This window comes from Achromobacter sp. Root83, assembly GCF_001428845.1.
Lineage (GTDB): Bacteria > Pseudomonadota > Gammaproteobacteria > Burkholderiales > Burkholderiaceae_B > Achromobacter.
The window spans coordinates 364,339-384,413 of the sequence record NZ_LMIU01000022.1; the positions used below are offsets into that span (position 1 = coordinate 364,339).

The window sequence follows — 20,075 nt, forward strand, 5'->3', positions numbered from 1 at the left end:
CACGCCGCACAGACGCAAATCCACGCCCAGCCCGATATTCCAGAAACAACAATCCCCACTCAGCGCATCGCTTCGTGGGGATCGGGCGGGTCCATCTCGTTGAGCCCTTGCGGCGGGCCCTCGGAGATTCCAGCGGGTGATCAGTGCAGGATCTGGCTCAGGAACAGCTTGGTCCGTTCGTTCTGCGGATTATCGAAGAACTCGTCGGGACTGTTCTGCTCGATGATCTCGCCGCGGTCCATGAAGATCACGCGGTTGGCGACCTTGCGCGCAAAGCCCATTTCGTGGGTCACGCAGATCATCGTCATGCCGCTTTCCTGGGCCAGGCTGACCATCACGTCCAGCACTTCCTTCACCATTTCCGGATCCAGCGCGGAGGTGGGCTCATCGAACAGCATGATCTTGGGATTCATGCACAAGGACCGCGCGATGGCGACGCGCTGCTGCTGGCCGCCCGACAACTGGCCGGGGAACTTATTGGCCTGCTCCGGGATGCGCACGCGCTCCAGATACTTCATGGCCGTGGCTTCGGCTTCGGCGCGCGGCTTCTTCAGCACCCACATGGGGCCCAGGGTCAGGTTTTCCAGCACGGTCAGGTGCGGGAACAGATTGAAGTGCTGGAACACCATGCCGACATCCTTGCGGATGGTCTCGATGTGCTTCAGGTCATTGGTGAGCTCCGTGCCGTCCACGATGATGTGGCCCTTCTGGTGCTCTTCCAGCCGGTTGATGCAGCGGATCATCGTGGACTTGCCCGAACCCGAAGGTCCGCACACCACGATGCGCTCGCCCGGCGCAACGTCCAGGTTGATGTTGCGCAACACGTGGAACTGGCCGTACCACTTGTTCACGTCCTGCAAACGAATAATGGCATCCGACATGCCTGTACTCCCGTAAATATCGCTGGGCGCGCCCGCCTGTGGCGGACGCGCGGCAAATTGCTAACGTGCGTGATCAGTAGCCAGGCGTTTTTCCAGCGCCTGACTGTATTTGGACATGGAGAAGCAGAACACGAAGTAGATGAGCGAGATGAAAAGATACGCCTCCACCCCGAATCCGCGCCATGCCGCATCGGACAAGGCTGCCTTGGCCGCCAGCGTCAGGTCGAAGATGCCGATGATCACCACCAGCGACGTGTCCTTGAACAGCGCGATGAAGATGCTGACCAGCGGCGGAATCACGATCTTCAGCGCCTGCGGCAGGATGATCTTGCGCATCTGCTGCCAGTAGTTCAGGCCCAGCGAATCCGCGCCTTCGTACTGCCCCTTCGGGATGGCCTGCAAACCGCCGCGCACCGTTTCCGCGATGTAGGCCGCCGCGAACATGATGATCGCGATCTGCGCGCGCAGCAGCTTGTCGATGGAAAAACCTTCCGGCAGGAACAAAGGCAGCATCACCGACGACATGAACAGCAGGCTGATCAACGGCACGCCGCGGATCAGCTCGATGTACACGACGCACAGCGCCTTGATGGCGGGCATCTTCGAGCGCCGGCCCAGCGCCAGCAGCACCCCGATTGGGAATGCGAAGGCGATGCCGAACGTGGACAGGATGAGCGTCAGCGGCAGGCCGCCCCAACGCGCATTTTCCACGTAGGTCAGGCCGAACACGCCGCCCCACATCAGGAGCGCAACGGCCGTCAGGCCCACGGTCCAGATGACGGCGAGCTTCCAGTTCCAGAAACGGCGGATGCCGCTGCAGACGATCACCGCCACCAGGATGAAGGTGGCAATCAGCGGCCGCCATTGCTCATCGAAGGGGTAGGTGCCGAACAGGATCAGCCGGTGCTTCTCGATGATGAACGCCCAGCAGGCGCCGCCCGAGGCACGGCATTCCTGCGCGTTCGTCGCATTGAAGTTGGCCTTGATGAAAGCCCATTCCACCAGCGCCGGCACCGACATCAGCAGGAACCAGGCAAGCAGTACCGTGATGAGGATATTCAGCGGCGATGAGAACAGGCGGGACTTGAGCCACGCCCACGCGCCCACATGAGTGCTGGGCGGCGGCAGGCCTTCGCTGGGGGTATGCGTAGTACTGCTCATATCAACGCTCCACCAGCGCGATGCGCTTGTTGTACCAGTTCATGAATATCGAGATCGACAGGCTGACCGTGAGGTACGCGCCCATGATGATGAGAATGCCCTCGATGGCCTGGCCTGTCTGGTTCAGCGTCGTGTTCACCACCGACACGATATCGGGGTAGCCGATGGCCACGGCCAGCGAGCTGTTCTTCGTCAGGTTCAGGTACTGGCTGGTCATCGGGGGGATGATCACGCGCAGCGCCTGCGGCAGGATGACCAGGCGCAGCACCTTGCCACGCGGCAGGCCCAGCGAACCGGCGGCTTCCCATTGGCCGTTGTTGACGGCCTGGATGCCCGACCGCACCACTTCGGCGATGAACGCCGACGTATAGATCACCAGACCCGCCAGCAACGCGGCGAATTCCGGCGACAGGGTCAGGCCGCCCGAGAAGTTGAAGCCCTTGAGTTGCGGCATGTCCAGCGTCAGCGACGCGCCGCTGACCAGCCAGCCGACGATAGGCAAGCCGATGAGCAGGCCGATGGCCGCGCGGCCCAGCGGGAAAACGCGGCCCGTGGCCTCCTGGCGCTTCCTGCCCCAATGGCCCAGCAGGATGATGGCCACGATGGCCAGCCCCAGTCCGGCAAGCATCCAGTCCAGCGAATTGCCTTCCAGCGACGGCACCTTCAGGCCCCGGTTGGAGATGAAGACGCCGGGCAGCGGATTGTGCGCCTGGCGCGGACCCGGCATGTTTTCCGTGATCAGCGCGTACCAGAAGAACAACTGCAGCAAGAGCGGCACGTTGCGCATCACCTCGACATAGACCGACGTGATCTTCTTGACCAGCCAGTTCTTGGACAGTCGGCCAATGCCGATCAGGGTGCCGAGGATGGTAGCCAGAATGATGCCGATGACGGCCACGCGCAGCGTGTTGAACAGGCCCACCATGATGGCGCGGCCGTAAGTGTCGGAGGGGTTGTACGCGATGGCCGTTTCGCCGATCGCGAATCCGGCCTCTCGGTTCAGAAACCCGAAGCCCGTGGCGATATTGCGCACGGACAGGTTATGGAGCGTATTGGAAACCAGGAACCACACGGCCCAGGCTACCGCGGTCAGCGCAAGCACCTGGTAGACCACGGAGCGCACGCCGGGATCGTTCCAGTTCAGACGCCGGGGGGGTGCCGAAAGCGGGGCGTTTTTATTGGGAGTCGTCATGATGAATCTACAGAAGTCGGACACCGGGCGGCAAGGCCGGAAAGACCAGGCCACCCACTCCTGCCGCCCGCTCGAAGGCGGGCTAGGTAAAACGGAGCGCGAGGCTCCGTTTTACCAGGCAGCCGTGTGTTAGCGCACCGGCCAGCCGTACATCAAGCCACCTTGCTTGTACGAAGCGTTCAAACCGCGTTCCAGCTTCATCGCGCTGTTCTTGCCCAGCGTGCTTTCGAAGCTTTCACCGTAATTGCCCACGTTCTTGATGATGTTGTAGGCCCACTTGTCGTCCACGCCCAGATTCTTGCCCATGCCCGGGGTCACGCCCAGGATGCGCTGGATGTTGGGGTTGGGGCTCTTGAGCATTTCGTCGACGTTGGCCTTGGTGATGCCGTATTCCTCGGCTTCGAGCATGGCGTTGAGCGACCAGCGCACGACGTTGAACCATTGCTCGTCGCCCTGGCGGACCATGGGGCCCAGCGGCTCCTTGGAGAAGTCTTCCGGCAGGATGATGAACTTGTCCGGATTTTCCAGGGTCGTGCGGGTGGAAGCCAGTTGCGACTTGTCGGTCGTGAAGGCATCGCAGCGGCCGGCCGAGAAGGCACGGATGATTTCGTCGTACTTGTCGATCACGACAGGCTTGAATTCGATCTTCTGGCCACGGAACCAATCGGCCAGGTTCAGCTCGGTGGTGGTGCCCGGCTGCACGCAGATCGTGGCGCCGCCCAGTTCCTTCGCGCTCTTGAGGTTCAGGTCCTTGGAGACCATCACGCCCTGGCTGTCGTAGTAGTTCACGCCCACGCCGATCAGGCCCAGGGTCGTGTCGCGCGTCAACGTGACGGTGGTGTTGCGGGTCAGCACGTCGACTTCACCGGACTGCAGCGCGGTGAAACGTTGTTGCGTGTTCAGGGGCGTGAACTTCACCTTGGTGGCGTCGCCGAACATCGTCGAGGCGATGGCGCGGCACATGTCCACGTCGATGCCCTTGTATTCGCCCTTGCTGTCAGCGATGGAGAAGCCCGGAATGCCGGTGGAAACCCCGCACTGGACAAACCCTTTCTTCTTGACGTTATCGAAGGTCGCGCCCGCATTGGCAGCCGCGGATGCAGCGAACAGGGCAGCGCCAATGGCAGCAAGTTTCAGTACTTTCATCGTGATCTCCGTGTGGGATGAAGCGAATCCGCGCGCAGGCCGGGTTGGGCCCACGCATGGGGCGGATGGTAGCGTCCGCGCAGCAGGCGGCGCATCCGGGAATTCCCTTGAAATATAGGGACACTGGATGAAATGAAACGGCGTTTTCGGACAAAATCAGGGACACCCTTGCTCTGGCGCAAAAGCCTGCTGGGACCGTGACCCGGCTGCTGCCAGTTCGGCCTACGGCGAGAGATGTAGGCCACCTTACTGTCCCCGAGTTACTATGGCGGCTTCATCCGACAGCCGCCATGATCGAATTCCAGCACGTATTCAAATCATATGGTCGCGGCCGCAATATCCTGGCCGACATCAACTTCCGCGTGAGCGCGGGAGAATTCGTTTTTGTATCGGGGCCATCGGGCGCCGGGAAGTCCACGCTGCTCAAGCTGATCGGCGGGCTGGAGCCCGCCAGCCGCGGGTCCATCCAGGTCAACGGCCAGCGGCTCGACAAGCTGCCCGCGCGCGCCCGGCCCTACCTGCGCCGCGCGGTGGGCGTCATCCTTCAGGACACCCATCTGCTGTTCGACCGGAGCGCCTTCGAAAACGTGATGCTGCCGCTGGCCGTCCAGGGACACCCCTGGGATTCGGCCGCGTCGCGCGCGCGCGCCGCGCTGGACAAGGTGGGTCTGTCGGGCAAGGAAGACCTGAACCCGATCGAGCTCTCCGGCGGCGAACAGCAACGCCTGGCGATCGCCCGGGCCATCGTGAACCGTCCGGCCATCCTGATCGCGGACGAACCCACGGCCAACCTCGACCACGACAACGCGCAGCGCATCATGAACGTGTTCCGTGACTTTAACCGCGTCGGCGTGACCACGCTGATCGCATCGCACGACCAGGACCTGATGGCGCGCTACGCCAGCCGCACCCTGCGCATCGACCCGGGCAAGTTCGCCGATTCCCATGGCGCCGCGACGCCCCCCGAGGCCAGCGCGCCCCCGCCCAGCCCATCCCGTACGGGCCGCGCGGAACCGGGCTTCGGCCATCCGGGAGACTCCGCATGAACGCCTGGCTGCGGCAACACCGCTATGCGCTCCTGGTCACCCTGCGCCGCCTGATCAAGCAACCGTTCTCCTCGCTCGCCAACCTGCTGGTCATGGCCCTGGCCCTGGCGCTGCCGCTGTTGGGCAGCGCCATCCTGGTGTCGGTGCAGCCCGTGGCGCGCGAAATGTCCGTCACGCCCGAGGTCACCGTATTCATGCGGGTGGACGCCCCCGCCGGCGCCGCCGCCGACGTGGCCAAGCGCATCCAGGACGAGTACCGCCAGGACGTGCGCGCCGTCCGCGTCGTGGGCCGCGAAGCGGCCCTGGCGGATTTGCGCGCCAACCCGGCGTGGCAGCAGGCACTGGCGGTGCTGCCGGGCAACCCGCTGCCCGACGCCGTGGTGGCCACCCTGGCCGACGGCGACAACCTGGCCGGGCGCGCCGATAAGCTTGCCCAGTCCTGGAAACAATGGAATCACGTGGACCTGGTGCAGCTCGACAGCGCCTGGGTGCAGCGGCTGGAAGCCATTCTGCGCTTCGCCCGCATCGGACTGGGGTTCCTGGCCGCCTGCGTGGCGGTCGTGGTGCTGGCCACCGTCTTCAACACCGTGCGCATGCAGGCGCTCTCGCAACGCGAGGAAATCGGCGTGGCGCGCCTGGTCGGCGCCACCGAATCCTTCGTGCGCCGCCCCTTCCTGTACCTGGGCGCGCTATCCGGGGCCCTGGCCTCGCTGCTGGCCATCGGGGTCGCGGCGGTCGCGCTGTCTCCGCTGAACGACGCCCTGCTCGGCCTGGCCCGCAGCTACGGGGCGGAATTTGCCCTGCACCTGCCCGGGGCGTCCGTGCTGATCGGCGCGGTCGTGGCTTCCGCCGCGCTGGGCGCGCTGTCGGCCCGCTGGTCGGTTACGCGCAGCACCCGCTTCTGAAGCGCCTGGGGCGCCCGGACTCACCGCTTCGAGTCAGGGCGCCGGGCTAAAGCTCCGTATGACACCCCTTCCTCCCCGTGATCCGGGGAAAGACCCCCGATAGCCCTGTGTAGGATGCTTGCAAGCCATCCGGCGAGGGCGCGTGCCCGCTTCGGCGGCCGGTCCACGCTGACACGAAAATGTATCTGGATGGGCGCATCCTAGGCATTTACAGAGAATTTCTCGCACTCGCTGCCGGGATATGCAAGAATAAAGCGACATTTTTGTACATGTTTTGAAACAAATACCATTTTTCCCTGTATCTTAGTGCCTCAATCGCCGTTCTTGCCCAAAATTCAGTCCCATGGTCGCTCGTCTTGAAGCCCGCGCAACGCGTCATTATTTCGATAGCGCGTTCCAATGTCAGGCAGTGAAAGTACTTCCCAACGAGTACTACGTCACGAATGAAAACCTGATGATTTCGACCGTGCTGGGGTCGTGCGTCGCCGCGTGCATCCACGACCCCGTGACGGGCGTGGGCGGCATGAACCATTTCATGCTCCCCGAGGGCGACATGCAGTCGCCCGCGTCCGCGACCATGCGTTACGGCGCCTTCGCCATGGAAGTGCTGATCAACGAGCTGCTCAAGGCGGGCGCCGTGCGCGACCGCCTGGAAGCCAAGGTGTTCGGTGGCGGCGCCGTGCTGGCGGCCATGCAGCAGATGAACATCGGCGAGCGCAACGGCGAGTTCGTGCTGAGCTACCTGAAAACGGAAGGCATCCCCGTCAAGGCGCAAGACCTGGGCGACGTGCATGCGCGCCGCATCAATTACTTTCCCCGCGACGGGCGCGTGATGGTGCGCAGGATGGCGCCGCATCACCAGCGCGCGGAAGAACTCATCGCCAAGCGCGAACAGGCCGCGGCGCAGAGCGTGGCGGCCAAGACGGCCTCGCCCCCGCGGATCGAACGGTTCACGCGGCCCGGCGTGGAGCGCTTCGACAGGCCGGGCGTCGAACGCCTGGACCGTCCGGGCGTGGAACGCCTGAACCGGCCCGGGGTGGAACGCTTCGACCGCCCGGCCCGGCCTGGCGTCGAGCGTTTCGACACGGCGCTGTCGCGCCGCCCCAAGCCCGAAACCGCGGGCAGTTGACGCGCCGCGTCAGAATCCGAAACTGGCGCGGTAGTGGCTGGGCGACACCCCCAGCCTGCGGGTGAACACCTCGCGCAGATGGCGCGCATCTCGAAAGCCACATTCATAAGCCACGGTCTTCAAGGGAGACCCGTCGCGTTCCAGCCGGGCGCGGGCGGCATCCACCCGCGCACTTTCCACGAACTCCGCCGGCGTAACGCCGGCATCGCGCCGGAACACCCTGGAAAAATTGCGGCGGCTCATCCGCGCCACGGCGGCGAGCTCGGCCAGCCCCAGGTCCCGGGACAAGTGCCCCAGCACGTACTGCTGCACCTGCGCCACGGCCGAGGTTTCCTCGACGAATGGCGTCAGGAAGGGGCTGAACTGCGATTGCCCGCCCGCGCGTTGCGTGAAAACCACCAGACGCTTGGCCACATTCAGCGCCACCTCCGGTCCGTGATCCTGCGCCAGCAGGTATAGCGACAGATCGATCCCCGCCGTCACGCCCGCCGACGTGTGCAGGCGGCCGTGCTGGACGTACAGCCTGTCCGCCTCGAGGCGCAGCGCCGGATAACGGGCCGCCAGCGCCTGAGCGTCGTTCCAGTGGGTGGTGACGATATCGTCTTGCAGCAGGCCGGCACGCGCCAGCGGGAAGATCCCGTTGCAGATCGATCCGTAGCGCGGCGCCCGGCCGCAAGCGGCTCGCAGCCAGGCCAGCGCCTCGTCGGATTCGCATTGCGCGGGCAAGGCGGGGCCGCCGGCCACCAACAGCAGGTCCGGGGTGTCGGCAACCTCGGAAAAGTGCCGCTGCGGCGTGATCATCATGCCGTTGGAACAGGGCACCGCGCCCCGCGTCAGGCCGATGAGCTCCAGCCGGTAATGCTGGGCGGGCAGAAGAAAGCGGTTCGATTCGGCGAACACGTCCAGCGGTCCGCTGACGTCCAGGGCCTGCACCCCGGGGAACACGACGATGGCAACGGTTTTCATGGCAAGCGACGGGTGCCGTGGGCAAAGCGCTACCTTAGCCCACCGCCCGGGCCTCGGCCCGGGAGCACGCGGCGCTGGCCGCGAATCGCCCCATGCCGGCCCGAATCCGCCCCTGGCCGAAGGCGTGGCCGCCGGACGCGCCAGCCTGGCGCGATTCCGCCCCTCGCGGCGCTCGTCCTGCGGGCGCGCCCCGCCCAGACTGCTGCTTTCAAGCCCGGCATGCCGCCGCGCCCTCAAGGAATCCCGCCATGACGATGACCCCCTCCCCCGCCAGCGAACGAGTCGGCCCCGCTTTTTCCGTGGATGGCATGCTGCAGGCCCGCCACAAGACACGCCAGGCCATCGCGGATATCGCCGCCCGCATTCTGCCCGGCATGATCGAAGAAGACGCGGTCGCGCTCGCGAAGCAAACGCTGATCGACGCGGGCATGGCGCTCAGTTGGCACCCCACCCGCGTGCGCTTCGGCGCCAACACCTTGAAATCCATGCGCCAGCCCTCCGCCCCCGGCGTGGTGCTGGGCGAGGACGACATCTTCTTTCTGGACATCGCGCCCCGGCTCGACGCCTGGGAGGGAGATGGCGGAAAGTCCTACACGGTGGGCGGCAATGCCGATCACGCGCGCTGTGCGCGCGACGCCGAAGCCCTGTTCCACGACGTGCGCGGCACCTGGCTGCGCGACCGCCTGAGCGGCCAGGCGCTCTACGCCTACGCCGACCGCCAGGCGCGCGCCATGGGATGGGAGCTGAACTTCGAGCTGCCCGGGCACCGCGTGTCGGATTTTCCGCACGCGGCGATCCATACGGGGTCGCTCGCCGACCTGGACATTCCGCCTTCGGAAATGCGCTGGATCCTTGAAATCCATCTGCGCGATCCGCGCGGGCGCTTCGGGGCGTTCTTCGAGGACATGCTGCTGAGCGACGCGCATTACGGCTAAGACGTGGGACTGGCAGCGAGCCCCTACAATCGCCGGATGTCCACCGTTCGCCTCTTCTTCGCGCTGTGGCCGTCTACCCGACTGGCGGCGTCGCTGGCCGGGTGGGCGGAACAGGCCCGCCCCCTGACCGGTGGACGGGCCATGCGCACCGAGACGCTGCACCTGACCCTGGCGTTCCTGGGGCCGGTCGACACCGCGCTGGCGGACGAGCTGGCCGCCGCCACGCCCGACCGCCGCCTGGCGCCCGGCGACGTAGCCATGGAGCGATACGGCGTATTCAGCCGCCAGCGCATCCTCTGGGCCGGCCCCGCCGACACGCCCGCGGGCCTGCAGGCCGCGCACGACGACCTGTGGCAATGGCTGGGCGGCTACGGGCTGGCGGCGCCGCCCCAGCCCTTCCGGCCGCACGTCACGCTGCTGCGCAACATCGTCCACGCCCATCCGCCCGAGGAAACGCCCGCCCCGCTGACGTGGCGTTACGACCGCATGGTGCTGGTGGCCTCGGAATCGCTGACGGGCGGCAGCCGCTACCGCGTCGTCGCGCAGTCCCGTCCGCGGGATCCCTAGCGCCGCTCTGGCACAATCGGACGGTTGCAACGACCCGGATTCACCATGATCATCCTGCTGGATCAAGACGGCGTGCTGGCCGACTTCGAACATGCTTTCATCGACGCCTGGCGCGCGCGCCATCCCGACATCGCGCCGGTGGCCTTCGAGGACCGCAAGTCCTTCCACATCCGCGAGGACTACGCCCCCGAATTACGCGGCATGGCCGAGGCCATCTATACGGCGCCGGGCTTCATCCGCAATCTGCCGCCCGTGCCGGGCGCGCTCGACGCCGTGAAGGAACTGCTGGCGCTGGGCATGGACGTGCGCATCTGTTCGTCGCCCTTGTCGCAGTTCGAGAACTGCGTGGCCGAAAAGTACCTGTGGGTGGAAAAGCACCTGGGGCGCGACGCCACCAACCGCCTGATCCTGACCAAAGACAAGACGCTGGTTCAAGGCCATCTGCTGATCGACGACAAGCCCCAGATAGAAGGGGCCGCTAGACCGCGCTGGAAGCACATCCTGTTCGACGCGCCCTATAACCGGGAGGTCACCGGCCGTCCCCGCATCACCTGGCAGAACTGGCGCAATGTGCTGGCGGGCGAGCTCTATACGGCAGATGCCTGAGTCCTGTTCAGCGGTCATCGTTTGGGACTATCCTGTGGAGTCGTACCCCTCACCCAGGAGGACCCCGCGCCATGAATCTGCACCGTCTGCTCAAGCAGCGAGAAGCCGACCACAAGCCCTTGCGAGTTGCATTGTTGGGCGCCGGAAAGTTCGGCGCGATGTTCATGAGCCAGGCGCCGCGTACCCCGGGCATGCGCCTGGTGGCGGTGGCCGATCTGACGCCAGACCGCGCCCGCGCCGCGCTGACGCGCGTGGGTTGGCCCGCCAGCGCGCTCAATGCCAGCAGCACCAATGACGCGCTGAAGAACGGCAAGGTCTATTTCACCGACGATCCCTACGCCGTCATCGCCAGCCCGGAAGTCGATATCGTCGTCGACGCGACCGGCCAGGCCGCGGCAGGCATCAGCCACGTGCTGGCCTGCTGCGAACACGGCAAGCACATCATCATGGTCAACGTCGAAGCCGACGCGCTGGCCGGTCCGCTGCTGGCGCGCCGCGCGCGCGAGGCGGGCATTGTCTATTCGCTGGCCTACGGCGACCAGCCCGCCCTGATCTGCGAAATGGTCGACTGGGCGCGCGCCAGCGGCTTTGAAGTCATGGCCGCCGGCAAGGGCACGAAATACCTGCCGGAATTCCACACGTCCACGCCCGACACGGTCTGGCCCTACTACGGCTTCACCGCCGAAATGGTGGCGGCGGGCGACTTCAATGCCCAGATGTTCAACAGTTTCCTGGACGGCACCAAGAGCGCCATCGAGATGGCCGCCGTGTCCAACGCCACGGGTCTCCTGCCTTCGCCGTCCGGCCTGCACTTTCCGCCCTGCGGCGTGGACGACCTGGCCCGCGTGCTGCGTCCGCGCGACGACGGCGGCATCCTGCATCATCGCGGGCAGGTAGAGGTCATCTCGTCGCTCGAGCGCGACGGCCGTCCGGTGTTCCGGGACCTGCGCTGGGGCGTCTACGTGACGCTGGCCGCCGACAGCGACTACGTGCGGCGCTGCTTCCAGGAATACGGCCTGGTCACGGATCCCAGCGGCAACTTCACCGCCATGTACAAGCCCTATCACCTGATCGGGCTGGAACTGGGCATCAGCGTGGCCAGCGTAGGATTGCGCCGCGAACCCACGGGCGCGCCGGCCGGCTGGCACGGGGATGTCGTCGCCACCGCCAAGCGCGACCTGCAGGCCGGCCAGATCCTGGACGGCGAAGGCGGCTACACGGTCTATGGCCGGCTGATGCCCGCGCCCGATTCGGTCGAGGAAGGCTATCTGCCGCTGGGGCTGTCGCATCAGGTCAAGCTGAAAAATCCGGTGCGCCAGTCGCAGGCGATCCGCTGGCGCGACGTGGAATACGACGACCGCTCGACAGCGGTGCAGTTCCGCCGGGAAATGGAACAGACCTTCGCGTAGCGCCTGCGCGGGCCGGCCCGCGCGATTCGCGCGGGCGGCATGGACTACGTGCCTAACTGCGTGGCGAGGCCTGCGCGGCCTAGCTCTTACCCTGCCCTAGACCGGGGCGGGACGCTCGGCCTGGAACAACCGCAGGCGGTCGGCCGCGTTGCGCAAATGCTGCTCGGCCGCGCGGCCGGCGGCGTCCGGATCGCCGCCTTCGATCGCGGCGAAGATGGCCTGGTGCTCGCTCTGCACCGCGGCCATGCGCTCGGCGTACCGGCGCGCCGTGTTGTTGCGCGCGCTGCGGATGACGCGGCGCACATTGGCTTCCAGGTAGTCGTTCAGCGCCACCAGGTGCGGGTTGTGCGTCGCCAGCACGATGGCCTGGTGGAACTGGTAGTCCTCTTCGTCGCCCAGCTTGTCGTTGATCAGCGCGTACTCCATACCCACCAGCGCCTGGCGGATCTTCTTCAGGTCGGGCTCGGTGCGGCGCTGGGCGGCATAGCGCGCCGCGGTGACCTCGATGGACAACATCAACTCCAGGATGTGCTCCAGGTCCTGGTTGTCGCCCGGCGTGGGAGCGGCGATACGGAATGCGTTCTTCTGGAAATTCGGGTCGACGAACACGCCGCTGCCTTGCTGCGACGTAACCAGGCCCTCGGACTTCAGGCGAGCCAGGGCCTCGCGCACGACGGCGCGGCTGACCGAGTACATTTCGGTCAGCCGTTTTTCGGTGGGCAGGCGGTCGCCGGGGGCCAGTACGCCTTGGCGTATCTGGTCGGCCAGCGCATCCGCCACCGCCGCGGACAGCGAGCTCCGGGGCGCGGCGCGAGGCGGATCTTGTTCTGGACTGGGCTGCATGTGGAATCGTTGGAACGTGAGGGCGGCGCGCGGGTGCGGCAGCCGTGTTTATAGGAATGTCTCGCGTGGTTGTCCCGACACGATGCCGCGGCGACGTCTTTGAAAATTATAGGATTTTTGCCGGTTCTGCTGGGGCGCCGCCGCGTGGCGCGCTACGCGATATAGATGCCGCCGTTCACCTGCATGACCTCGCCCGTCACAAAGCCGGCCAGCGGCGAACACAGGAAGGCTATAGCCCCGGCGATTTCCTCGGGCGTGCCGAAACGGCGCAGCGGCGTGCTTTCCAGCAGTTGCGCGCCCTTCTGGCCGATCAGGTCGTGCGTCATGGACGTGGCGATGATGCCGGGCGCCACCGCGTTCACGCGGATCTGCGGCGCCAGTTCCAGCGCCAGGCTGCGGGTAAAGCTCTGCACCGCGCCCTTGGACGCGGAATAGGCGGCATGCGCATAGCTGCCGCGCTGCGCGGCCAGCGACGTCAGCAGCACGATGGAACCATCATGCCGGAGGTGGCGCTGGGCGGCGCGGCACGCGTAGAACGTGCCGTCCAGGTTGACCCGCATCAGCGTGCGCCAGGCCTCGTCGCTGGTGTCCTTGACCAGTTGCTCGGGGTAGATGCCGGCGCAATGGACCAGGTGGTCCAGCCCGCCGAAATGCCGGGCCGCCGCCTCGAACACCCGTTCGCAGTCGTGCGATAGCGACACGTCCAGCACATGGGTGTAGACCCGCTGCCCGCTGGGGTCCAGCTCGGCGGCAACGTCCTGCAGCCGCGCGTTGTCGATGTCCGTCAGCACCAGCCTTGCGCCGTGCGCGGCCATGAGGCGCGCCGTGGCCAGGCCGATCCCGTTACCCGCGCCCGTGATGGCGGCAACCTGCCCTTCAAACGAAATCATTCCGTCTCCTGAAACGCTGTTTTTTATCGGGCGCGTCTGTCTGCATGCCGCCGCGGTTATCAGGATTGAACTCCTGAATCCACTGCTTGACACGAGAAAAACGCTTGCCCTATGATTTATCGGACAACTTAATAAAGTTGCCTGACAACTTGTCTGACAAAGCGTAAATCAAGTGCCGCTTTCAGGCAAGTTCGTCAGAAAAACACGGCGCCACGCCGCATAACAGGCAGGGGACAACCAGGTGAACTTCACCGGCAGCATGACCGCATCCGCGCCATCGGCACGTCCGATCGCGCACCTTCAGACGCCCCGGCGGCTTCATGCCCTGTCCGGCCGGCGTATCGCTGCGGCGCATTCCGCGTCCGTGGCCCGCGCCATCCCCCCGTCCCCGCACCGCCACGCCCGCACGCCGTTCCGGCATGCAGCCGCCGCGGCCAGCACGCCTGCCTGATCAACGGATTCACCACACTCCCGTCCCACGGAGGAGACACGCATGAAATTGGCATTCACCACCGGCCTGCTGTGCCTGGCCGGACTCGCCGCGTCGGCCCAGGCCGCGCCCGTCAAGATCGGTCTGATCGAAACGCTGTCGGGGCCGCAGGCCTCGACCGGCCTGATGTTCCGCGCCGCCGTCAAATATGAGCTGGACCGCATCAACGCGGCCGGCGGCTGGAACGGCCAGCCGCTGGAACTGGTCGAGTTCGACAACCAGGGCGGCCCCGTGGGCGCGTCCGACCGCTTCCGCGCCGCGGCCGCGGAAGGCGTGCAGGTCCTGGTGCAGGGCTCGTCGTCGGCCATCTCCGGCCAGCTCACCGAAGACGTGCGCAAACACAACCTGCGCAACCCGGGCCGCGAGGTCGTGTTCCTGAACGTCGGCGGCGAAGCGCTGGAGCTGACCGGCCAGAAATGCCACTTCTACCACTTCCGCTTCACCACCAACGCCGACCTGCGCGTGAAGTCCCTGGCGTCCGTGATGTCGGCCGATGGCACGCTGGGCAAGCGCGTGTACGCCATCAACCAGAACTATTCCTGGGGCCAGGACATGGAAGGCGCCACCGAGCGCTTCGCCAAACAGTACGGCTACGAAGTGGTGGGCAAGACGCTGCACGAGGTCAACAAGATCCAGGACTTCGCGCCCTATGTGGCGCGCATCCGCTCGGCCACGCCCGACACGGTGATCACCGGCAACTGGTCCAACGACCTGCTGCTGCTCATGAAGGCCACGCAGGCCGCCGGCCTGAAGGTGCGCTTCGCCACGGTGTTCCTTGACCAGGTGGGCAATCTGGCCAATGCCGGCGACGTCGCGCTGGGCCATTACATCGCCCATCCGTACAACATCGAAGCCGCCGGCGACGAAGGCGCCAAGTTCGCCGAGGACTACAAGTCCAAGACCGGCCACTACCCCAGCTACACCGAGCCGCAGACGGTCATCGGCGTGCGCTTCCTGGGCGAGGCCCTGAAGCAGGTCAAGCCGCGGGACGGCAAGTTGTCCGTGCCCGAACTGGCTCGCGCGCTGGAGAAGGTCACCTACACCTCGGCGCTGGGCGACTACACGATGCGCGCCGAAGACCATCAGGTGCAGTTGCCGATGGTGGTGTCCAAGGTCAGCAAGAACGCCAAGTACAAGGCCGACGGCACCGACATGGGCTTCGAACCCGTGAAGGTGCTGGCCGCGGCGGATGTGTCCGCGCCGGTGCAGGCCACCTGCAAGATGCAGCGCCCGAACTGATGCGGCACGGCGGGCCGCGCAGCGTCGAAGGCAACGCGCGGCCCGCCGGCGCCCATCAATAACAAGCGCACCCCGGCGCGGGCCGGAAAAAACAAGGTGCGCAATCGCTCGCGGGACGCTCGGCGTCCCAGCGCAAGATTTATGGAGCGGACATGGAATTCTTTACCGTCTCGCTGTTGAACGGCGTGATTTACGGCCTGCTGCTATTCATGGTGTCGGCGGGCCTGACACTGATTTTTGGAATGATGGGCGTGCTGAACTTCGCGCACGCCTCGTTCTACATGATAGGCGCCTACGCGGCCTACACCCTGACGCCCGTCACGGGCTTCTGGACGGCGCTGGTGCTGGCCACGGTCATCGCCGGCGTGCTGGGCATGGGCGTCGAGCGCTTCTTTCTGCGCCGCGTCCACAAGTTCGGCCACGCGCAGGAACTGCTGGTGACCTTCGGGCTGGCGTTCATCGTCGCCGAACTGATCAAGCTGTTCTATGGCGACTTTCCCGTCGATTACCGCGTGCCGCAATTCCTGAACTTCGCGGCGTTCCGCGTGTTCGATGCGGACTATCCCTTCTACCGCCTGATGATGGGCGGCGTGTCGCTGGCGATGTTCGGCGTGATCTACCTGCTGCTGTCGCGCACCCGCGTGGGCATCGTGGTGCGTTCGGCCATCTACCGGCCGCGCATGGCCGAAGCGCTGGGACACAACGTGCCGCTGGTGTTCATGAGCGTGTTCGGCGTGGGCGCGGCCATGGCGGGACTGGCCGGCGCGGTGGCGGGCGCGTTCTACACCACCAATCCGAACATGGCGCTGGAACTGGGCGTGCTGGTGTTCGTGGTGGTCGTGGTCGGCGGCCTGGGCTCGCTTGAAGGCGCGATGATCGCATCGCTGCTGATCGGACTGATCAGTTCGTTTTCGGTCGGCATCGACGCCAGCCTCGCCACCCTGTTCGGCCTGTTCGGCGCCGGGGAATGGGCGGAAAGCGTGGGCGGCCTGATGACCGTGAAGATCTCCAGCCTGGCCGCGACCCTGCCCTTCCTGCTGATGCTGGTGGTGCTGCTGGTCAAGCCGTCGGGACTGAAGGGAGAACAGGCATGAGCCAGACCGTGACCCATACCCGCCGCGCCACCGGCGCGCTGCTGCTGATCCTGTGCGTGGCCGCGTTGTGCGCGCTGCCCTGGCTGCTGCCCCCGGGCCAGCTCGTGGCCGCCGTGCAGATGCTGATCGCCGCCCTGTTCGCCTGCGCCTTCAACCTGCTGGCCGGCCAGGGCGGCATGCTGTCCTTCGGCCATGCCGCGTACTTCGGCGTCGGCACCTTCGCCACCATCCATGCCATGAATGCGCTGGGCGGCGCGGGCCTGCTGCCCACACCCCTGATGCCGCTGGTGGGCGGCGTGGCCGGCCTGCTGTTCGGCCTGGTCGCCGGCTGGTTCGCCACCATGCGATCGGGCGTGTACTTTTCGATGATCACGCTGGCGCTGGCCGAACTGCTGCACGCGCTGGCGCCGCACCTGAAAGGCGTGTTCGGCGGCGAGGCGGGCGTGTCCGCCATGCGCATGCCGGCCTGGGGCTTTACCTTCGGGTCCGACATCGAGGTGTACTTCCTGGTGCTGGCCTGGGTGCTGATCTCGCTGGCGGCGCTGTACGGCCTGACCCGCACCCCGCTGGGCCGGCTGACGCTGGGCCTGCGCGAAAACGCCACCCGCCTGCGCTACCTGGGCTACCGCCCGCATGCGCTCAAGACCATGGTGTTCGCGCTGTCGGCCATGTTCGCCGGCATCGCGGGCGGCCTGCAGGCCCTGAACATCGAAGCCGGCAACTACGTGCTGTTCGAGGTCAAGCTGTCCACCGACGCGGTGCTGTTCGCCTACATCGGCGGCGTCAACGCGTTCCTGGGCCCCGTGCTGGGCGCCTCCATCCTGACCTTCCTGTCGCAGACGCTGGCCGACATCACGCGGTCCTGGCTGCTGTACCAGGGCATCTTGTTCGTGCTGGTGATGCTGTTCGTGCCGGACGGTCTGGTGGGACTGGTGCAGCGCGCTTCCAAGTCGCTGCGCGAACGCGGCCTGGCCAACTGGCTGCCGCGCGCCGCGGTATCGGTGGCCGGCGGCGTGCTGCTGACCGGCGCCACCGTCTTTGCGGTGGAGCTGCTGCAGCGCATGTTCGCCCGCGATTACCGGGCCCTGCTCGCCATGAACCCCGAGGCCGGTTGGCCCGCCATCCCGCTGTTCGGCCAGGACTGGGCACCGCTTGCCGTGTCCACCTGGCTGGTGCCGCTGGCGCTGTTCGCCGCCGGCCTCGCGGCCTTCCGCTGGGCACGGGCCCTGTGGCGCGACGCCGGTGAAGCCGCCCCCTTGCTGGAGCCCGCCAAATGAGCCACGAAATCCTGACCCTGACCGACGTGCGCAAGTCCTTCGGCGAAGCGCAGATCATCCGCGGTGTGAATCTTGCGATCGAAGCCGGTGAACGCCACGCCGTCATCGGCCCCAACGGCGCTGGCAAATCCACCCTGTTCCACCTGATGTCGGGCTCGTTCGCGCCCACCTCGGGCGACATCAACCTGCGCTCGCGGTCCATCGGCGGCCTGGCGCCCGAGGCCATCAACCGCCTGGGGCTGGCGCGCTCGTTCCAGATCACCAACGTGTTCCCGCGCCTGTCCGTGCGCGAGAACCTGCGGCTGGCGGTGCTGCGCATGCACGGGCTGGTCTACAACTTCTGGCGGCCCATCGCGCGCAACCGCGCCGTGAACGAGGACGTGGACCGCCTGCTGGAAAAGGTGCGGCTGACGGCCAAGCAGGACACCGCGGCGGGCGACCTGAACTACTCCGAGCAGCGCTCGCTGGAAATCGGCATGACGCTGGCGTCGCGCCCGAAGGTGATCCTGCTGGACGAGCCCATGGCCGGCATGTCGCAGCACGAGGTCGACTACACGGTCGAGCTCATCAAGGAAGTGACGCGCGACTGCACCCTGCTGATCGTCGAGCACGACATGCAGGTGGTGTTTTCGCTGGCAGACCGCATCAGCGTGCTGGTCTACGGGGAAATCCTGGCCACCGGCACGCCCGCCGCCATACGCGGCGACGCCCGCGTGCGCGAAGCCTACCTGGGAGAGGAAACGGTATGACGACGCAATCCCCCCTGTTGTCGCTGCAGGGCGTGCACGCCCATTACGGCAAGAGCCACATCCTGCACGGCATCGACCTGTCCATCGGGCGCGGTGAAGTCGTCAGCCTGCTGGGCCGCAACGGCGCGGGCCGCTCCACCACCATGAAGAGCATCATGGGCCTGGTGAACGTGACCGGCGGCCGCATCGCCATGGAAGGCCGCGACATCACCAACAAGCGTCCCTTCGAGATCGCGCGCGCGGGCCTGGGCTTCGTGCCCGAGGAACGCGAGGTCTTCGCCAACCTCACCGTGGACGAGAACCTGCGCATGGGCGAGCAGCCCCGGCGCGAGGACGCGCCCTTCTGGACCGTGGCGCAGATGTTCGATTACTTTCCGCGCCTGAAGGAACGCAGCAACACCCGCGCGGGCAACCTGTCCGGCGGTGAACAGCAGATGCTGACCATGTGCCGCTCGCTGCTGGGCAATCCCAAGGTCATGCTGATCGACGAGCCCACCGAAGGGCTTGCGCCGAAGATCGTCGAGGTCATCGCCGACGTGATCCGGGACATCCACAAGCGCGGCGTGTCCGTCGTGCTGGTGGAACAGAAGCTGACCATCGCGCTGAAGGTGTCCACCCGCGTCAGCGTCATGGGCCACGGCCGCATCGTGTTCGAAGGACCGCCCGCGCAACTGCATGAGCGCCAGGACGTCGTCCAGGAATGGCTGGCGGTCTGACCCCGGCCACACTCACCTCTACAGGCACACACCTTGGACCACACTACAGAAGTCATCCATAGCGACCTGCGCGGCCAGACCGTCGTGATCACCGGCGGCGCCAAGGGCATCGGCTATTCCACCGCCCAGGCCTTCGTGCGCCAGGGCGCGCGCGTCGCGCTGCTGGACATGGACGCCGCGGCGCTGGACGCGGCGGTCGCGGGCCTTGGGGCCTTGGGCGGCGAGGCCCTTGCCGTCCAGGCGTCCGTCACCGACGCCGACGCGGTCGAGCGCGCCTTCGCCCAGGTCGAGCAGGCCTGGGGCGGCATCGACGTGCTGGTCAACAACGCCGGCATTTCGGCCAACAAGCCCACGCTGGAAGTGACCGTGGACGAATGGCGCCGCGCGGTGGACATCAACCTGACCGGCGTCTTCCTGTGCGCGCAGGCCGCGGGCCGGCGCATGGTGCCGGCCGGTTCGGGCAGCATCATCAACCTGGCCTCCATGTACGGCGTGGTGGCGGCCCCCGACCGCGCCGCCTACTGCGCCACCAAGGGCGCGGTGGTGCTGCTGACCGAAACGCTGGCCGTGGAATGGGGGCCGATGGGCGTGCGCGTCAACGCGCTGGCGCCCGGCTATGTCGAGACCGATCTGGTGCGCGACCTGGCCGCGCGCGGCCGGCTGGACCCCGAACGCCTGAAGCAACGCACCCCCCTGCGCCGCATGGCGCAGCCGGCCGAGATGGCCGACCTGGCGGTCTTCCTGGCCTCGCGCCAGGCCGCCTACATCACCGGACACACCCTGGTGGCCGATGGCGGCTGGAGCCGCTACAGCTACCTCTAACCGCACCGACAC

Annotated in this window: 20 protein-coding genes; 13 read left to right on the forward strand and 7 right to left on the reverse strand. The window is 66.4% G+C overall.

Translation table 11 applies throughout. From position 1 onward, the window contains the following. Positions 1-140: 140 nt before the first annotated feature. The 4 genes from ASE30_RS17400 to ASE30_RS17415 all read right to left on the reverse strand — a co-directional run bounded on the left by ASE30_RS17400 (position 141) and on the right by ASE30_RS17415 (position 4,380). On the reverse strand, positions 141-881 hold the full coding sequence (locus ASE30_RS17400; RefSeq protein ID WP_057285525.1) for an amino acid ABC transporter ATP-binding protein: 741 nt from the start codon (positions 879-881) through the stop codon (positions 141-143). 60 nt (positions 882-941) lie between these two features. Then, on the reverse strand, positions 942-2,042 hold the full coding sequence (locus ASE30_RS17405; RefSeq protein WP_057285526.1) for an amino acid ABC transporter permease: 1,101 nt from the start codon (positions 2,040-2,042) through the stop codon (positions 942-944). 1 nt (position 2,043) lies between these two features. Beyond that, complete coding sequence (locus ASE30_RS17410; RefSeq protein WP_057285921.1) at positions 2,044-3,234, reverse strand: amino acid ABC transporter permease; 1,191 nt, start codon at positions 3,232-3,234, stop codon at positions 2,044-2,046. Positions 3,235-3,363: 129 nt separating this feature from the next. Continuing rightward, a complete protein-coding gene (locus ASE30_RS17415; RefSeq protein WP_057285527.1) occupies positions 3,364-4,380 on the reverse strand; it encodes an amino acid ABC transporter substrate-binding protein in 1,017 nt (338 codons plus the stop codon). Between the two features lie 290 nt (positions 4,381-4,670). On the opposite strand from ASE30_RS17415, the gene ASE30_RS17420 reads away from it, so the two are divergent. From ASE30_RS17420 to cheD, 3 genes are all read left to right on the forward strand, one after another. After that, on the forward strand, positions 4,671-5,426 hold the full coding sequence (locus ASE30_RS17420) for a cell division ATP-binding protein FtsE (protein WP_057285528.1): 756 nt from the start codon (positions 4,671-4,673) through the stop codon (positions 5,424-5,426). Further along, positions 5,423-6,331, forward strand: coding sequence for an ABC transporter permease (locus ASE30_RS17425; protein ID WP_057285529.1), 909 nt, complete (start codon positions 5,423-5,425; stop codon positions 6,329-6,331). The genes ASE30_RS17420 and ASE30_RS17425 overlap by 4 nt, the downstream gene beginning before the upstream one ends. Before the next feature lie 343 nt (positions 6,332-6,674). Beyond that, positions 6,675-7,460 carry a chemoreceptor glutamine deamidase CheD gene (gene cheD, locus ASE30_RS17430; protein WP_057285530.1) on the forward strand — a complete coding sequence of 262 codons (786 nt, stop codon included), beginning with the start codon at positions 6,675-6,677 and terminating at the stop codon, positions 7,458-7,460. A gap of 9 nt (positions 7,461-7,469) precedes the next feature. Here cheD and ASE30_RS17435 read toward each other — a convergent pair whose 3' ends face one another. Then, on the reverse strand, positions 7,470-8,426 hold the full coding sequence (locus ASE30_RS17435) for a GlxA family transcriptional regulator (RefSeq protein ID WP_057285531.1): 957 nt from the start codon (positions 8,424-8,426) through the stop codon (positions 7,470-7,472). A 248-nt stretch (positions 8,427-8,674) separates the two neighbouring features. On the opposite strand from ASE30_RS17435, the gene ASE30_RS17440 reads away from it, so the two are divergent. The 4 genes from ASE30_RS17440 (at position 8,675) to ASE30_RS17455 (ending at position 11,943) form a co-directional block, all read left to right on the forward strand. Then, positions 8,675-9,361 (forward strand): M24 family metallopeptidase, encoded by a 687-nt coding sequence (locus ASE30_RS17440; protein ID WP_057285532.1) that lies wholly within the window; start codon positions 8,675-8,677, stop codon positions 9,359-9,361. A 36-nt stretch (positions 9,362-9,397) separates the two neighbouring features. Then, on the forward strand, positions 9,398-9,928 hold the full coding sequence (thpR, locus tag ASE30_RS17445; protein WP_057285533.1) for an RNA 2',3'-cyclic phosphodiesterase: 531 nt from the start codon (positions 9,398-9,400) through the stop codon (positions 9,926-9,928). A 45-nt stretch (positions 9,929-9,973) separates the two neighbouring features. Beyond that, a complete protein-coding gene (locus ASE30_RS17450; RefSeq protein ID WP_057285534.1) occupies positions 9,974-10,534 on the forward strand; it encodes a 5'-3'-deoxyribonucleotidase in 561 nt (186 codons plus the stop codon). Positions 10,535-10,605: 71 nt separating this feature from the next. Continuing rightward, the gene (locus tag ASE30_RS17455) at positions 10,606-11,943 is read left to right on the forward strand and encodes an NAD(P)H-dependent oxidoreductase (RefSeq protein WP_057285535.1); all 1,338 of its coding nucleotides are present in this window, start codon (positions 10,606-10,608) and stop codon (positions 11,941-11,943) included. 96 nt (positions 11,944-12,039) lie between these two features. On the opposite strand, the gene ASE30_RS17460 is transcribed toward ASE30_RS17455, so the two are convergent. Beyond that, positions 12,040-12,786, reverse strand: coding sequence for a FadR/GntR family transcriptional regulator (locus ASE30_RS17460; RefSeq protein ID WP_057285536.1), 747 nt, complete (start codon positions 12,784-12,786; stop codon positions 12,040-12,042). 152 nt (positions 12,787-12,938) lie between these two features. Further along, positions 12,939-13,676: an SDR family NAD(P)-dependent oxidoreductase gene (locus ASE30_RS17465; protein WP_057285537.1), complete on the reverse strand. Its 738-nt coding sequence runs from the start codon at positions 13,674-13,676 to the stop codon at positions 12,939-12,941. 493 nt (positions 13,677-14,169) lie between these two features. Between ASE30_RS17465 and ASE30_RS17470 the strand changes: the two genes are divergently transcribed. The 6 genes from ASE30_RS17470 to ASE30_RS17495 all read left to right on the forward strand — a co-directional run bounded on the left by ASE30_RS17470 (position 14,170) and on the right by ASE30_RS17495 (position 20,063). After that, entirely contained in the window at positions 14,170-15,405 is a 1,236-nt protein-coding gene (locus ASE30_RS17470) for a branched-chain amino acid ABC transporter substrate-binding protein (protein WP_057285538.1), read from the forward strand. A gap of 152 nt (positions 15,406-15,557) precedes the next feature. Beyond that, on the forward strand, positions 15,558-16,499 hold the full coding sequence (locus ASE30_RS17475) for a branched-chain amino acid ABC transporter permease (protein WP_057285539.1): 942 nt from the start codon (positions 15,558-15,560) through the stop codon (positions 16,497-16,499). Further along, entirely contained in the window at positions 16,496-17,776 is a 1,281-nt protein-coding gene (locus ASE30_RS17480) for a branched-chain amino acid ABC transporter permease (RefSeq protein WP_057285540.1), read from the forward strand. The genes ASE30_RS17475 and ASE30_RS17480 overlap by 4 nt, the downstream gene beginning before the upstream one ends. Then, the gene (locus ASE30_RS17485) at positions 17,773-18,525 is read left to right on the forward strand and encodes an ABC transporter ATP-binding protein (protein ID WP_057285541.1); all 753 of its coding nucleotides are present in this window, start codon (positions 17,773-17,775) and stop codon (positions 18,523-18,525) included. The genes ASE30_RS17480 and ASE30_RS17485 overlap by 4 nt, the downstream gene beginning before the upstream one ends. Next, the gene (locus tag ASE30_RS17490; RefSeq protein ID WP_057285542.1) at positions 18,522-19,241 is read left to right on the forward strand and encodes an ABC transporter ATP-binding protein; all 720 of its coding nucleotides are present in this window, start codon (positions 18,522-18,524) and stop codon (positions 19,239-19,241) included. The genes ASE30_RS17485 and ASE30_RS17490 overlap by 4 nt, the downstream gene beginning before the upstream one ends. A gap of 33 nt (positions 19,242-19,274) precedes the next feature. Next, positions 19,275-20,063: an SDR family NAD(P)-dependent oxidoreductase gene (locus ASE30_RS17495; protein WP_057285543.1), complete on the forward strand. Its 789-nt coding sequence runs from the start codon at positions 19,275-19,277 to the stop codon at positions 20,061-20,063. Positions 20,064-20,075 lie beyond the last annotated feature (12 nt).

Coding starts and splice junctions, on each gene's coding strand:
- ASE30_RS17400 (WP_057285525.1), bottom strand. CDS start 881: ATGTCGGATGCCATTATTCGTTTGCAGGACGTGAACAAGTGGTACGGC.
- ASE30_RS17405 (WP_057285526.1), bottom strand. CDS start 2,042: ATGAGCAGTACTACGCATACCCCCAGCGAAGGCCTGCCGCCGCCCAGC.
- ASE30_RS17410 (WP_057285921.1), bottom strand. CDS start 3,234: ATGACGACTCCCAATAAAAACGCCCCGCTTTCGGCACCCCCCCGGCGT.
- ASE30_RS17415 (WP_057285527.1), bottom strand. CDS start 4,380: ATGAAAGTACTGAAACTTGCTGCCATTGGCGCTGCCCTGTTCGCTGCA.
- ASE30_RS17420 (WP_057285528.1), top strand. CDS start 4,671: ATGATCGAATTCCAGCACGTATTCAAATCATATGGTCGCGGCCGCAAT.
- ASE30_RS17425 (WP_057285529.1), top strand. CDS start 5,423: ATGAACGCCTGGCTGCGGCAACACCGCTATGCGCTCCTGGTCACCCTG.
- cheD (WP_057285530.1), top strand. CDS start 6,675: ATGGTCGCTCGTCTTGAAGCCCGCGCAACGCGTCATTATTTCGATAGC.
- ASE30_RS17435 (WP_057285531.1), bottom strand. CDS start 8,426: ATGAAAACCGTTGCCATCGTCGTGTTCCCCGGGGTGCAGGCCCTGGAC.
- ASE30_RS17440 (WP_057285532.1), top strand. CDS start 8,675: ATGACGATGACCCCCTCCCCCGCCAGCGAACGAGTCGGCCCCGCTTTT.
- thpR (WP_057285533.1), top strand. CDS start 9,398: ATGTCCACCGTTCGCCTCTTCTTCGCGCTGTGGCCGTCTACCCGACTG.
- ASE30_RS17450 (WP_057285534.1), top strand. CDS start 9,974: ATGATCATCCTGCTGGATCAAGACGGCGTGCTGGCCGACTTCGAACAT.
- ASE30_RS17455 (WP_057285535.1), top strand. CDS start 10,606: ATGAATCTGCACCGTCTGCTCAAGCAGCGAGAAGCCGACCACAAGCCC.
- ASE30_RS17460 (WP_057285536.1), bottom strand. CDS start 12,786: ATGCAGCCCAGTCCAGAACAAGATCCGCCTCGCGCCGCGCCCCGGAGC.
- ASE30_RS17465 (WP_057285537.1), bottom strand. CDS start 13,676: ATGATTTCGTTTGAAGGGCAGGTTGCCGCCATCACGGGCGCGGGTAAC.
- ASE30_RS17470 (WP_057285538.1), top strand. CDS start 14,170: ATGAAATTGGCATTCACCACCGGCCTGCTGTGCCTGGCCGGACTCGCC.
- ASE30_RS17475 (WP_057285539.1), top strand. CDS start 15,558: ATGGAATTCTTTACCGTCTCGCTGTTGAACGGCGTGATTTACGGCCTG.
- ASE30_RS17480 (WP_057285540.1), top strand. CDS start 16,496: ATGAGCCAGACCGTGACCCATACCCGCCGCGCCACCGGCGCGCTGCTG.
- ASE30_RS17485 (WP_057285541.1), top strand. CDS start 17,773: ATGAGCCACGAAATCCTGACCCTGACCGACGTGCGCAAGTCCTTCGGC.
- ASE30_RS17490 (WP_057285542.1), top strand. CDS start 18,522: ATGACGACGCAATCCCCCCTGTTGTCGCTGCAGGGCGTGCACGCCCAT.